Source organism: Nitrincola iocasae (genome assembly GCF_008727795.1).
GTDB lineage: Bacteria > Pseudomonadota > Gammaproteobacteria > Pseudomonadales > Balneatricaceae > Nitrincola > Nitrincola iocasae.
This window is the reverse complement of record NZ_CP044222.1, coordinates 933,666-947,673: the sequence shown is the minus strand read 5'-3', so window position 1 is coordinate 947,673 and position 14,008 is coordinate 933,666. Positions and strand designations below refer to the sequence as shown.

Sequence of the window (14,008 nt, the reverse complement as noted above, 5' to 3'; positions counted from 1 at the left end):
TGAGAGACTAAGGTCGAATATAAATTATACCTTATATTAAAAGTCTCTCAAGTAAACTTCATAATATTTTACACCTTGACTAAATACTCTTTCACCCGTAACGTACCCCCGGCAGCCAAAGCACCAGATCCTTCCAGTAGAACACCATCGCCACGGCCAGCAGCTGAATCAAGATGAATGGAATAACGCCTTTGTAAATATCGGTGGTCTTGATACTCGGTGGCACCACCCCTTTCAGATAAAACAGCGAGAAGCCCACAGGCGGAGTCAAAAATGATGTTTGTAATGCCAGCGCAAACAGCACTACAAACCAGGTCAGATCAAAGCCCAGAGCAGAAACGACCGGCCCAACCAGTGGTAACAGGATTAAACTGATTTCCAGCCAGTCAAGGAAGAACCCTGCTGCGAAGGTAATCAATAAAATCACGATGACTATGCCTTCTGGCGACAGCGGAATGGACTTCAGCATACCACCAATAAATTCATCACCTCCCAAAGACCGCATAACCACCGCAAAGGCTGTGGCGCCAAGGAAAATACCAAACACAAAAGCCGTAGTAATACTGGTTTTGATACTCACATCTTTGAGTACTTCTTTATTCAGACGACCATTCATCGCAGCCAGTATAGTTGCACCCAAAGCACCGACACCCGCCGCTTCTGTGGGTGTGGCAATGCCGAGAAAAATGGAACCCAGCACCGCCAGAATCAGACCCAACGAAGGCACAACGGCCCATAAGGTCGACAGCACCATTTTAAAAGAGATTGGTGGCAGATCCGTTTTCGGACGAGCCAGTGACGGAACAAATATGGAGGCCAGTACCACATAAGCGATATACATTAACCCCAGCATAACCCCCGGAATCAGAGCCCCCATAAACAGATCACCAACGGCCAAGGACAACTGATCAGCCATGATAATCAGCATGATGCTCGGTGGAATCAGAATCCCCAGGGTGCCGGCTGAAGCTACAATGCCACTGGCAAAGGCGGGCGAATACTTTTGTTCCAGCATGGTCGGGATAGACAACATCGCCAGCAGTACCACCGAAGCACCCACTATGCCGGTTGAAGCCGCCAATAGAATACCGATGGTAATAACAGCCACACCCAAACCACCCCGAAAGCGGCCAAATAGCTCGACAAAGTTCTTCATCAGCTTTTCAGCTACGCCGGATCGTTCCAGCATCAACCCCATAAAGATAAACATGGGCAAGGCCACCAATACCCAGTTGGTCATCTGCGTATAGATTCGTTGGACCATCACCCCAAAGATACGCCAATCGGTCAAAAAATAGGTATCTACATCAAAATATTGATAAGCAATGATTGAACCGGCACTAAACAACACCGAAATGCCAGCTAGTATCCAGGCAACAGGGTAGCCAGAAAAGATCAGCAGTATAAAACTGCTAAGCATGGCAATTACAATTAATTCATTGGTTTCAAACACAAAAAAGCCCTCTTACACAGCCTGTACATTCGCCTGAAACTTAGGTTACAGGCAATTTTTTATTATTTGCTGCTTGGCTTTCGCTCACGCGGGAAGCCGGTCAGGAAAGAAAATGCCCGTATCAATCGTGCAACCGCAGCCATCGCCATCAGCGTAAACGCAAGCAAAATGACCGATTTAATCAGCCAGCGCATCGGCAAACCTCCCGGCGCTGCAGATACTTCGTTAATCCGGTAAGAACGCTCAACAAAGGGCCAGGCGTAGGAAAGGATGAAATAACAGAAAGGTAAAAACAGCACCACCAATCCGATAATTTCAACGACTGCCCGGGTGCGTGGATGCCAGTGTTCAGCCAAAACATCGACGCGCACATGACCATCATGCAAGACGCAATAGGACAGGCCCACCATGAAGCCCACGGCATAAAGATGCCACTGGAGTTCTTCCAGCGCGATAAAGTTTGTTCCGAGGGTATAGCGCATCAGCACATTGGCTACGATCAACAACATCAGCGCAATCCAGAGCAAAGAGGTGTATTTGCCGAAAAATTCAACAGTTCCTTCAAGCACATCAGAAACCAGCGTTCGAGGGTATTCGACGGCCGCCTTGTGAGCGACCGCCTCCTCGACTTTATTCAGATCTACGTTATATTCAGCCATTGTGAATATCGCCTTTAAGTTTAAGTCAGAGGGTTAACGGGTTTCAGTCTTCAACGCCCCAATCACGCGGCAGATAACCCAGATGTTTCCAGGTACGATGCTCGGCCTGGAAGGCTTTCATCGATTCATAAACCTTGGCAAACATAGGATCACTTTCTGAACGACGCGCCATGACTCGATCAGTGGCCTCCTCAAAAGCCTCCAACACATCTTCAGGATACTGATGCAGTGTTACACCCTTCTCTTTAAAGCTTTCCAGCACGGCCCCCTGCAAAGCTTCAGCTTTGGCAAGTGCCATAGCGTTACCGGCCATACAGGCATTTTCAATCAGTGCCTGGGTCTGCGCATTCAAGCCGTTCCACTCATCCATATTCACATAGAGGAATTGGTTGGTAGATGGCTGATGCCAACCCGGCAAGTAGTAATGCTTAGCTACTTGATAGAAGCCCAACTGCTCATCCACTGTTGGTAATGAGAATTCGGTGCCATCCAGCACACCGGTTTCCAATGCCTGATACAGCTCGCCACCTGGCAATAAGGTCACAGACATACCGAACTCGGCCATGATTTCACCACCAACACCGGCAGCACGAAACTTCAGGCCCTCAAATTTATCTACTGAATCCATTTCTTCACGGAACCAGCCAGCGGCTTCCGGACTGATAGTGCCACAATGAATCGGGTAGACATTGTAGGGTGCGAAGGCTTCTTTCAGCAGTTCATCGCCACCGTGAAAATTCATCCAGGCCAGAAATTCCTGCGATTCCAACCCGAAAGGTGTGGCACCGAATAAGGCCGCAACTGGAAGCTGACCCCATTCATACCCCATCCAGGAATAGGCCGCGGGTACGTTGCCGTTGCTGACGTTTTCGAAAGCGCCTAAAGCAGGGATCAAGGCACCTGGTTCAAAGGTCTGTAAAGTGACTCGACCATCACTCATTTCATCTACCATGCGAGAAACCTCGGGCATGGTATCCCCCAACGCCGTCAATGTAGATGGGAAGCCCATGGGAACCTGCCAGCGAACACGGTCGAACTCGGCCATAACAGCCGTGGAGGTCACCAGAGAGAAAGAAACAGCAGCGGCTAGTAGTGATTTTTTCATGCTTTTATACCTTTTGTTAGATTTATAAAACAGGCTTATTTAGCTTAGATTTTTTATGTTTAATTGCTTAGTTGTGCATAGAGTTCAATGGGCAGTCCAACCTCCATCTATCGGCATTGATGTTCCGGTAATGGCTTTGGCCGCGTCGGAACAGAGGAACAGTACCAACTGACCAATATCAGCTGGTGATACGAAATCCGGATAAGGGGCTTTCGCCTTGATCAGGCCTTGCTTGGCCTCTTCATAACTGGTGTTATTGTCTTGCGCATAGGCTTTAAATTGCTCTACCAACAACGGCGTGTCCGTCCAGCCGGGACAGATGCAGTTGGCTGTTATTCCTTTAGCTGCCAGTTCAAGTGCCGTCACTTTAGTCATACCAATTAAACCATGCTTCGCCGCACAGTAAGCCGCTTTATGAACCGAAGCGACCAGACCGTGAACTGAGGATATATTGATAATGCGCCCCCAGCCCTGTGCCTGCATGGCCGGGATCGTCAAGCGCGTGGTGTGAAATGCAGCCGACAGATTAACTGCCAGGATCTGATCCCACTTATGCGGTGGAAAATCCTCTACCGGCGCGGTGTGCTGGATCCCGGCATTATTAACTAGAATTGTTATTGGTCCAACCTGTGCTTTAATCTGCGACATCATGGCATCAATATTATCTGGATGACTGATATCTGCCTGAACATAGATGGCTTCAACACCATGCTGGTTGTGAAAAGCAATGGCAAGTTTGTCACCATCTTCCTGCGATTCCAGGCCATGCAACACCACATCTGTTCCGGCAACTGCAAGCTGATGGGCGATAGCAAGACCGATACCACTGGTCGACCCAGTGATCAGTGCGCGTTTGATTCGACTCATAAGTTACTTTCCATTGTTGTTATTTTTTAGTTGTGGCTTTAACACGGCATTACTGTAACTGCGGCAGATCCCTGAACAGTTCCAAAGCTTCTGGATTCGCCAGGGCATCTTTGTTTTTAACCGTTTCACCCAACACCATTTTTCTAACCGCCAGTTCCACGATCTTGCCACTGATGGTACGTGGAATATCAGCCACTTGAATGATCACAGCAGGCACATGGCGAGGTGTAGTATTAGCGCGAATAGTGGTCTTGATATGATCGATCAAGGCGTCATTCAGTGTCACGTCTGGCTTTAATCGCACAAACAGCACGACACGCACATCCTCTTTCCAGGGCTGGCCAATACACAGGCTTTCCAGTACCTGATCCACCTTTTCCACCTGTCGATAGATTTCTGCTGTACCGATACGCACACCACCGGGATTGAGTACCGCATCTGAGCGACCATGAATAATCACGCCATCATGCGCCGTTATTTCACCGTAATCACCGTGCGCCCAGATATTATCGAACTGGGAAAAATACGCTTCAGTAAAACGGCTGTTATCAGGATCATTCCAGAAACCGATGGGCATGCTGGGGAAAGGTTTAGTACAGACTAATTCACCCTTTTGCTGACGCAGTGGCTGACCTTCATCATCAAAAATATCCACAGCCATAGCCAAGCCACGGCACTGCAACTCACCCGCCCATACCGGCAGAATAGGCGAGCCCAATGCAAAACAGGACACTATATCCGTACCACCGGAGATAGATGATAGCTGCAGATCCTGTTTGATCTCACGGTATACATAATCAAAACTTTCATGCGCCAGCGGTGAACCGGTAGATAATACCGCCTTCAGTGAACTCAGATCAAAATCACGTCCGGGTTTTACATCAGCCTTTTCTAACGCTGCAATGTATTTAGCACTGGTGCCAAATACACTAATCTGCTCTTCGTCCGCCATTTTCCAAAGTACCGTTGGGGCTGGAGCAAAAGGCGAGCCATCAAATAAAACCAGCTTGCAGCCTGTGGCCAGCCCGGTAACCATCCAGTTCCACATCATCCAGCCGCAGGTAGTGTAGTAAAAGAAACTGTCTTTTCGCGAAAGATCGGTATGCAGAACCAGTTCTTTCAACTGTTGCAGTAATGTGCCACCTGCACTATGAATAATACATTTAGGCACTCCGGTGGTACCTGAGGAATACATGACATACAACGGATGATCAAAAGGCAGTTGCTCAAAAACCACATCAGTGGCATCGGCATCAGTGAAATCCTGCAGTAATTTAGCGCCAGGCAGAGCTGAAATATCAGGACTGACTTCAACAAAAGGAATAACAACAATATGTTCAACGCTGCTTAATTCAGACGCTATACCGGCTACCCGTTCAATCGAACTGTTAATTTTGCCGTTGTAAATATAGCCATCAGCGGTAAACAGGATTTTGGGTTTGACCTGACCAAAGCGATCCAACACACCGTTGATGCCAAAATCCGGTGAACAGGAAGTCCATACCGCGCCAATTGAAGTGGTTGCCAACATAGCAATCACTGTTTCCGGAATATTGGGAACGAATCCAGCAACGATATCTCCTTTTACAACTCCTTGCTGACGTAGGGCGGAAGCCAGCCCAGCCACCTGGATATAGAGTTGTGCATAGGTGTAACTTTGCCGACGCCCATCTTCTCCCCGAAACACCAGTGCAGGCTGGTCATCCCGGTATTTCAGCAAATTTTCAGCGAAATTCAGACGAGCCTGTGGAAACCACTGCGCACCGGGCATTTTGTCGCCATCGACGAGTATCTGCGATCCTTTTTCAGAGGCCAGCACCGCTGCAAAGTCCCAGAAATGATTCCAAAAGCTCTGAAGCTCATCCACACTCCATTGCCATAAATCTTGATAAGTGGAAAATGAGGTACCTTGATGCTGATTGACGTATTGAATGAACGATTCAATACGGGTCGCCTGAATGCGATCGGCTGACGGGCTCCAGAGAGGCGTTGGCATAGACTTTCCTTATTATTATTTTGCTATTGAACGCTGACAGGCAGGTTCAATGAATTTCTTTTTTAATGTTTTTGTTATTGCAGATAACGTGCCAACTCCACACAAGGCAGGCAGTACGCTTAACATCGAAATACCTTGTTGAAATTATGTTTACAAAAAAAGACACTATGTCTAGTATTAACAACAAATACTGTCCAATAATAAAGACAATACAACTATGACAGCACTGAATCTAAAAGAATTTGACACCCGCATTCTCAGAACCCGCATCCTTAAGTTTCTGCAGCACTCCTTTGATGATTTTTACGAACACACCATTGCGGCAGATAAAAAAGGCATCCTCACCTGGATGAGCGAAAGCTACTGCCAGTTTCTGGGCCTGACTGAAAGTCCGGTGGGCAAACACATCACCGAGATTATTCCCAACAGCTACCTGCCTCAAGTAATCGCGAGTGGCAAGCCGGTACTGCTGGATGTGCTGTATATTCGCAATCAATGGGTTCTGGTCAGTGCTGTACCGCTATTGAACAAGCAGAAGGAGGTGGAGGGTGCTTTTGCCTTTGTTGCCACAGACAGCCCTTCGACTGCCAAACCCTTGCTAGCTAAATACAACCGCCTGCAAAGCGAGCTGCGCAACTCCAAGCATTATCAGTCAGAACGCAGCTCGCGTTATCAATTGTCACAGATTTCCGGACAAAGCGACGCCTTAAAAACCGTTAAACATCAGATACGTCAGGCAGGTCGGTTTGATATCTCGGTATTACTAACGGGTGAAACGGGCACCGGTAAAGAATTGTTTGCCCATGCACTGCACAATCTGTCGGATCGGGCTGACAAGCCGTTTGTATCCATTAACGTCGCCGCCATTCCGGACACGCTGATAGAGGCCGAATTTTTTGGTGTAGCACCCGGCGCATTTACCGGTGCAAAGAAAGAAGGTCGCCCTGGCAAGATAGAGATTGCTCAGGATGGCACCCTGTTTCTGGATGAAATTGGTGATATGCCGCTTGCCCTGCAATCCAAGTTACTACGCGTACTGCAGGAAAAGGAGTTTGAAAAAGTGGGTTCCAACGAGGTCCAGGCCACCAATGTCAGAATTGTTGCCGCTACCAGTCGCGACCTGCTGCACATGGTCTCCATGGGAGAGTTCCGGGCGGATCTTTATTATCGCCTGAGTGCCATGCCGATTCATCTACCACCCTTACGTGAACGTATGGAAGATATCGAACTACTCAGTGAGCGTATTCTGGATGAATGCTGCGAGCGTCTGGGCGTGGCCACTAAAGAGCTGACTGTGGATGCGCTGGACCTGCTCAAATCACATGACTGGCCAGGTAATGTACGTGAACTTTACAATGTCATCGAACGCGCCTGTATCATGAATGAAAATGCTACCCAGATCAGTGGCAAGGGTTTTCGTGACGTATTCACCAACAACCTGATACGCCATGAAGAATTGCGTACGCCCCTGGCGGCCCTGACAGCCAATCAGCAGAATCCCTGGCAGAATATCGGTAGTGAGCCCAAAACACTGAAAGAGCAGGTTCGTGAAACAGAACGCCAAGCCATTACTGAGGCACTGAAACAAGCCAGCGGCCATCGTACCCGGGCGGCTAAGGCATTAGGGATTTCACGCGCTGCGTTATATCAGAAACTGGAATCACTGCAGATCAACTAAGTGGGAAAAGCCGCGATAACAGCACCGGAACAGCTGTTTCCACACGCAATATACGCGAACCCAAGGATAACCGATGCAAACCCGCCTCTTGCAACTTATCTACCTCGTAACTGATAAAGCCCCCCTCAGGACCTACGGCTACCAGTGCCGGTGCATTGGAGGCAGGCGGGCAAGGTTCAGCATCGTAAGGATGTGCAACCCAGCCTTGTCGGTCAGCCAATAACCCCGGTAACTCATCCTCAACGAAGGGTTTGAAGCGTTTACGTATCTCAACCCGCGGCATCAGGGTATCACCGGCCTGCTCCAACCCCAGCAGCAACTGAGCCTGGATCATGGAATCACTCAGCAAAGGTGATGACCAGTAACTTTTATCCACTCGGTAGGAGTGTATCAACCAGATCTCTTTGACGCCGAGAGTCGCCACTGTTTGCATAATACGTTTGAACATTTTCGGCCGTGGCAGTGCCAGCACTAAAATCACCGGCAGGGGCGCTGGCGGCTGACGTGGTGCACTAAAATCCACCTCCAGCTCTACTGAAAGTCTATCCAGTCGAACGACCCGAGCAGCTCCGATTGCGCCATCAAGCATACCCACCCGCAGGCTGTCACCTGGCTGCGCACGATGTACATCACGAATATGTTCGAAGCGACGATCTTTTAACACCACGGCAGTTGAATTGCTCAACTCCCCTGGGTACAGCAATATAAGATTCATGATTCAATATCAGCCGACGCGAGCAAAAGAAGCCTGTTATGTTAACAAAAACCCGATCAATTTCAGAGTCGGCAGTGTCCCTGACCGCGCTTAGCAAGGTACTGTTGGTGGTATTCTTCAGCGCGCCAAAAAGTTGCTACTGGCAGAATCTGCGTCACAACAGGTTGCGCGAACACCCCGGCGGCATCCATATCCGCTTTACTCTGCTCTGCCAATACACGCTGCGCCTCATCCTGATAAAAAATGACCGAACGGTACTGTGTGCCAACATCCGGTCCCTGTCGATTCAAAGTTGTGGGATTGTGGCACTGCCAGAACACAGCCAGGAGTGCTTCATAGCTTAGCTGCTCTGTATCGAACACCACCTGCACCACTTCAGCATGACCAGTATCTCCCTGGCATACCGCTTGATAATCCGGATGCTCACTACTACCACCCATGTAGCCCACGGCTGTCTCTGTGACACCGCTCAATTCGGCGAATGTCAGCTCTACGCCCCAGAAACACCCGGCGGCAAACGTTGCTATAGCCATGCTTTTACCTCAATTATTACCGATTAAATGCTTTTATATTCTACGCAAAAGCGCTTTACTTAGATTAGAAATTTATAGCCTATATGGGGTATGATTCAGTGACAACACAGGGGATTTATGGCTACTTACGCAATTGGCGATATTCAGGGCTGCTATGATGAGCTGATGCAACTGCTTGATCTGATCAACTTCAATGATTCAGACCATCTATGGTTTGCAGGTGATCTTGTCAATCGTGGCCAACAATCGCTGGAGGTGCTGCGTTTTGTATCCGGGCTCGGTGAGCGCGCTCAATGCGTACTGGGTAATCATGATCTGCACCTGTTAGCCCTGCATTATGGTGCTACACGTGACAAACGTAACAGCACCCTGAGCCAGGTACTGCAAGCCCCTGACCGTGATGAACTGATGCACTGGCTCAGATGCCGGCCTTTACTGGTCGAAAATGAGCAACTTGGCTACATTATGACACATGCCGGCATTCCACATATCTGGTCGCTGGGAAAAGCCAGAAAACGTGCTCAGGAAGTTGAACGGGTACTGCGCAGTAAAGATGTCGGCGATTTTTTTAATCACATGTATGGCAACAAACCGGATACCTGGCATAACGACCTTGAAGGCTGGGCACGCTTACGTCTGATCACCAATTACTTTACCCGAATGCGTTTTATCACACCAAACGGACAACTGGAATTTAATGGTAATGGTGAAGCGGATACAGCGCCGGATGGCTTTTTGCCCTGGTTTGCTGTCAGGCGCCAATCACCACTGCTGCGTAGACAGCTTTTTGGTCACTGGGCCGCACTGATGGGGAGCACCGGCAAACCGGAAACCATCGCCCTGGACACTGGCTGTGTCTGGGGGTTCAGTCTCAGCGCTTTCTGTCTGGAAAACCAGACACTGACTCGCTGTAACTGCACGGCCTATCAACCCAAACCACATGAGAAAATTGTCTGATGAGCCAATTTAAAGCGATTGCACCCCAAGCGGCAGCCACTCTTATAGAGCAGGGTGCTGCCATTGTCGATATACGCGACCAGAACAGCTTCAGCGCTAGCCATATTGCCCAAGCCCAGCACCTCAACAACGATAATCTGCCAGTTTTCCTGCAACAGGCTGACCGCCAGCAAGCACTGATCGTCTACTGCTACCATGGAATAAGCAGCCAATCTGCAGCTGACTTTCTCGCCGGACAGGGTTTTTCCGAAGTCTATAGCCTGGATGGTGGCTTTGAACAATGGAAACTACAGTACCCGGAACTGTGCCAAGCCTGATGGAGATATGTCTGGTAGGCGGCGCCGTCCGTGATCAGCTGTTGGGGCTGGAAATCAAAGACCGCGACTGGGTTGTTGTCGGTGCCACACCGGAATTAATGCAACAACAAGGCTTTCGTCCGGTCGGAAAGGACTTCCCGGTGTTTATCAGACCGGATACCGGTGAAGAGTATGCGCTGGCTCGCACCGAACGCAAATCTGGGCGGGGATATCAGGGTTTCACCTTTCACACCAGCCCAGAGGTCACCCTAGAGCAGGATTTACAACGCCGCGACCTGACCATTAACGCCATGGCGATCCGCCCTGACGGTACTCTGGTTGACCCGTTTTACGGCCAGCAAGACCTGCAACAGCGCACGTTGCGCCATGTTTCAGAAGCCTTTGCCGAAGACCCATTACGCGTTCTACGCGTAGCGCGCTTTATGGCACGCTTTGCCGCACTGAAGTTTACAGTCGCGCCTGAAACACTGGCGCTGATGCAGCAGATCAGCGCCAGTGGCGAACTGAGCCACCTGAGTGCCGAGCGCGTGTGGATGGAATTTGAGCGAGCACTGGCAACCGCACAGCCCGTCACCTTCCTGCTCTGTTTAGCTGAGGCCAATGCGCTTGAACATCTGTTACCTGACTTCTGCGGGCTCAATTTCAGCTACTGCGAACAGCTGATCCAGCAACTTAAAACGCAAGACTCTGATGCTGAAAGCTGCTTTGCCCTGCTGTGTCAGCAGGCACTGACGGATGATCCTTGCTCACAGTTGAACAATCTGTGTGATCGACTGAAAACCCCAAACCGTTTTCGCCAGCGAGCTCGTGACCTGATCGATTGGCATAGCAAGCTAGCGGCACTGGATAGTCTTAGCGCAGAAGAGCGCATGAGTCTGATCAAGACCCTGAAGTTGCTGCGAACCCCTGAACGCGCCAGGCCTCTGCTGCAACTGTCTCGCGTACTACATCCGCACATGCACACCTCTGTGGAGAGGCGTTTGTATGCATTGCTGGAGCAACTGCAACAACTCTCCATAGAGCCTTTGTTACAACAAGGCTTACAGGGCAAGGCACTGGGCAAGGCATTGGAAGCTCAACAACAGCAACTTGCTGAAAGCTTCTGATACAGCCAGCTTACGCTATTCTTCTAACCCACCCGGCAACACCAGTTGTGGCGAAGGTCGACCGATGAAGTAGCCCTGCCCATAATCGATCCCCAACGCACGAATGGCATCCATGACGGCCTGATCTTCAACAAACTCTGCCACCGTCTGAATACCCAGGTTGTGCGCCAGGGTGACAATGCTTTTAACAAACGCCATATCTTTATCATCAATGAGCATATTACGAATAAACTCCCCTTCAATTTTAATCACATCTATTGGGAAGTGTTTAATGTAATGAAATGAAGAAAAACCCGAACCAAAATCATCTATGGCAAAATTAAAACCTTCCAGCTTCAGGTCCTGCACGAAACGCTCCAGCAACGCCATATTGCTTACCGTTTCCCGCTCAGTCAGCTCAAAGACGATACGCTTCGGCTCTATCTCATATTCCATAGCCAATTGACGCACACGAGAAATAAATTCACCTATAATGAGTGATTTAGGCGACAAATTCACGAACAGCATGCCTTTGTACTGTTGCTCATGCATCTGCTGAAAGGCTTTTTCGATCAACAGATAATCCATTTTATGTACCACACCGATTGACTCAGCAATATCGATAAACTCGCCAGCCGGTACGATTCGATCACCCATATCAATACGCATCAGCAGCTCATGGATTGCAATATCACCGCTTTCCAATGCGATGATCGGCTGAAAATATGGCACGATTCGCTGCTGCTCCAAGGCATCCAGTACCATCAGGTTCTTTTCACCCACAGCCTTGAACACTTCCGCCATTTCATGCTCATCCGGAATGGCGATCTGGTTCTTGCCCTTGCGTTTAGCCTTGTACATCATGTTATCGGCTACCACGAACAGGTCACGGGGATCGTCAGCATGACGAGGATAGACCGCAATACCAATCGACGTGGTTGCGCGGACATTACTGCCATCCGGTGCTGTCAGTGCCAGCTTTTGCAGCAGCCCAGCAATTCGCTGCGCCACCGTATGCGCCTGCTCTTCTCCGGTTTCGGGCAGAATAATAGTGAATTCATCACCACCGTAACGCGCCACAAAATCCCCCGGTCGCACAGCACTCTCCAATACTTTAGCAAATGCATGCAGGAACTGATCACCAAAAGCATGGCCATAGCGGTCATTAACGTTCTTGAAGTTATCCAGATCCAGCATTAGCAGGCTGAACTCCTCTTCATGACGTGAAGAGCGCCCCACTTCATAGCCCAGCAATTCACGGAACATGCGCTGATTATGCAAGGCCGTTAGCGGGTCACGGGTAGCATAGTACTCCAGGTCCTTGGTGTACTTATAAATCGCTTTGACTGACCCCACCAGATTCAACAAGGTTGTCAGAATGCTGTCGATGACAATATGCCGAATCGGGTCACGAGCCATTTCAGACTGCACACCAATACCCACCACTCCGCCGATTTTTGGTGTTTCCAATAGCAAGGACTTGGTTTGCAACTCAATATCATGTGAGCTCAGGCTGAGCTTTTCATGCTCCTCCAGCTCTCCGGGACAGGCAACATGATGGATAATATTCAGTATGGGAACACCACTATGGTAATGTGTATTGCTGCCCAACTGACGTGTTACCACTGCTTCAAATTGCTGCTTGGTGGTTTCACACACATCAAGGTGCCAAAACACCTCCAACTCATACCCCTCTTCTTCGACCTGGAAAATGGTGACCAGCGTGTGCGCCTTGATAATTGAATTGATATCAACCAGCAGATCCTTGATGAAATCACGCCAGTCTTTAACTACTTCAGAAGTGATAATGAACTTGCTCAGCAGGCGGATTTCGAATTCAAGTATATCCTTATCCACGGCTACACCCTTCAACCGTTCCATCAGCACATTAATCTGGCTGAAGGTGCTGTTGAACTCCTGAAAGTACAGATCTACATCACTGATATCCAGTTGCTTAAAGTCAGTGACGCTATTGACCGAACTCAAGCGATTGCCAAACTGAGCAACTGAGTCGTTGATACGACGTGATGCAAAAGCAGAAATCAGCGAGGCAATTAAAAATGTAAATACGCCAAACAGCAGAAAGAGCATAATATAGTCGCGGCGCATCTCTGTGCTGATCGCTTGCTTATCCTGCCGCAATTCGATCACACCCAGCACATCCCCTGGACTGGCATTCGCATGACAACTCAAGCACTCCTGACGCGCTTCAACCGGGTACAAACGACGAGTATGAGTAGCTTCTTCAAGTACCTGCCTACCGGCACCGTCAAAGGTACGATCAACCGCTTCGTCTGATTGACGCTGAGCCACCTCGCCATAGAGTCTTTTTACTTTAGCACCGCGATACAGCGCGATTTCGAAAGGACTGTTCGCATAAGCAGACTGAGTGACATCAACAAAATTCTCCATCTCTGCACGTGACCAGCCCTGGCTCATAATCATGAACATAGTACTGAAGGTGTGGTTAGCTATCGCTTCGGAGGTTTGTTGCGCCTGACGGTCGATCACGCTCTCGTAGAGCAATGAAACAGTCAGGGATACCCCCAAAAACACGGCCAGGGTGACCGCCATAATCGCAGAAAAAACAAAACCCGGCAGGGTTTTCACAAAATGAATAATACGGCTCAAACCAAACTCTCA

General features: G+C 49.3%; 12 protein-coding genes. 4 read left to right on the top strand and 8 right to left on the bottom strand.

The genetic code is table 11. The features are described from left to right. Positions 1 to 91: 91 nt before the first annotated feature. From F5I99_RS04490 to F5I99_RS04470, 5 genes are all read right to left on the bottom strand, one after another. Complete coding sequence (locus F5I99_RS04490; protein ID WP_225307552.1) at positions 92 to 1,453, bottom strand: TRAP transporter large permease; 1,362 nt, start codon at positions 1,451 to 1,453, stop codon at positions 92 to 94. Positions 1,454 to 1,515: 62 nt separating this feature from the next. Next, positions 1,516 to 2,112 carry a TRAP transporter small permease subunit gene (locus F5I99_RS04485; RefSeq protein ID WP_151053845.1) on the bottom strand — a complete coding sequence of 199 codons (597 nt, stop codon included), beginning with the start codon at positions 2,110 to 2,112 and terminating at the stop codon, positions 1,516 to 1,518. Between the two features lie 43 nt (positions 2,113 to 2,155). Then, the gene (locus F5I99_RS04480; protein WP_151053844.1) at positions 2,156 to 3,217 is read right to left on the bottom strand and encodes a TRAP transporter substrate-binding protein; all 1,062 of its coding nucleotides are present in this window, start codon (positions 3,215 to 3,217) and stop codon (positions 2,156 to 2,158) included. Positions 3,218 to 3,301: 84 nt separating this feature from the next. Beyond that, a complete protein-coding gene (locus F5I99_RS04475) occupies positions 3,302 to 4,084 on the bottom strand; it encodes a 3-hydroxybutyrate dehydrogenase (RefSeq protein WP_151053843.1) in 783 nt (260 codons plus the stop codon). Between the two features lie 49 nt (positions 4,085 to 4,133). Further along, a complete protein-coding gene (locus F5I99_RS04470) occupies positions 4,134 to 6,080 on the bottom strand; it encodes an acetoacetate--CoA ligase (RefSeq protein WP_151053842.1) in 1,947 nt (648 codons plus the stop codon). A gap of 217 nt (positions 6,081 to 6,297) precedes the next feature. Here F5I99_RS04470 and F5I99_RS04465 point away from each other — a divergent pair, with 217 nt between their 5' ends. After that, on the top strand, positions 6,298 to 7,758 hold the full coding sequence (locus F5I99_RS04465) for a sigma-54 interaction domain-containing protein (RefSeq protein ID WP_225307551.1): 1,461 nt from the start codon (positions 6,298 to 6,300) through the stop codon (positions 7,756 to 7,758). Here the strand turns inward: F5I99_RS04465 and F5I99_RS04460 are convergent. Together F5I99_RS04460 and msrA are read right to left on the bottom strand one after the other, a co-directional pair. Beyond that, a complete protein-coding gene (locus F5I99_RS04460) occupies positions 7,751 to 8,473 on the bottom strand; it encodes a 16S rRNA (uracil(1498)-N(3))-methyltransferase (RefSeq protein ID WP_151053841.1) in 723 nt (240 codons plus the stop codon). The two genes, F5I99_RS04465 and F5I99_RS04460, sit on opposite strands and share 8 nt — an antisense overlap. 62 nt (positions 8,474 to 8,535) lie before the next feature. Continuing rightward, on the bottom strand, positions 8,536 to 9,006 hold the full coding sequence (msrA, locus tag F5I99_RS04455; RefSeq protein WP_151053840.1) for a peptide-methionine (S)-S-oxide reductase MsrA: 471 nt from the start codon (positions 9,004 to 9,006) through the stop codon (positions 8,536 to 8,538). Between the two features lie 117 nt (positions 9,007 to 9,123). Here msrA and F5I99_RS04450 point away from each other — a divergent pair, with 117 nt between their 5' ends. From F5I99_RS04450 to F5I99_RS04440, 3 genes are read left to right on the top strand one after another with little or no spacing between them, the layout of a single operon-like run. Continuing rightward, entirely contained in the window at positions 9,124 to 9,963 is an 840-nt protein-coding gene (locus F5I99_RS04450) for a symmetrical bis(5'-nucleosyl)-tetraphosphatase (RefSeq protein ID WP_151053839.1), read from the top strand. Further along, a complete protein-coding gene (gene glpE / locus F5I99_RS04445; protein WP_151053838.1) occupies positions 9,963 to 10,280 on the top strand; it encodes a thiosulfate sulfurtransferase GlpE in 318 nt (105 codons plus the stop codon). The genes F5I99_RS04450 and glpE overlap by 1 nt, the downstream gene beginning before the upstream one ends. Next, complete coding sequence (locus tag F5I99_RS04440) at positions 10,244 to 11,386, top strand: hypothetical protein (RefSeq protein ID WP_325063011.1); 1,143 nt, start codon at positions 10,244 to 10,246, stop codon at positions 11,384 to 11,386. The genes glpE and F5I99_RS04440 overlap by 37 nt, the downstream gene beginning before the upstream one ends. Positions 11,387 to 11,401: 15 nt before the next feature. On the opposite strand, the gene F5I99_RS04435 is transcribed toward F5I99_RS04440, so the two are convergent. Further along, complete coding sequence (locus F5I99_RS04435) at positions 11,402 to 13,996, bottom strand: putative bifunctional diguanylate cyclase/phosphodiesterase (RefSeq protein ID WP_225307550.1); 2,595 nt, start codon at positions 13,994 to 13,996, stop codon at positions 11,402 to 11,404. Positions 13,997 to 14,008: the final 12 nt, after the last annotated feature.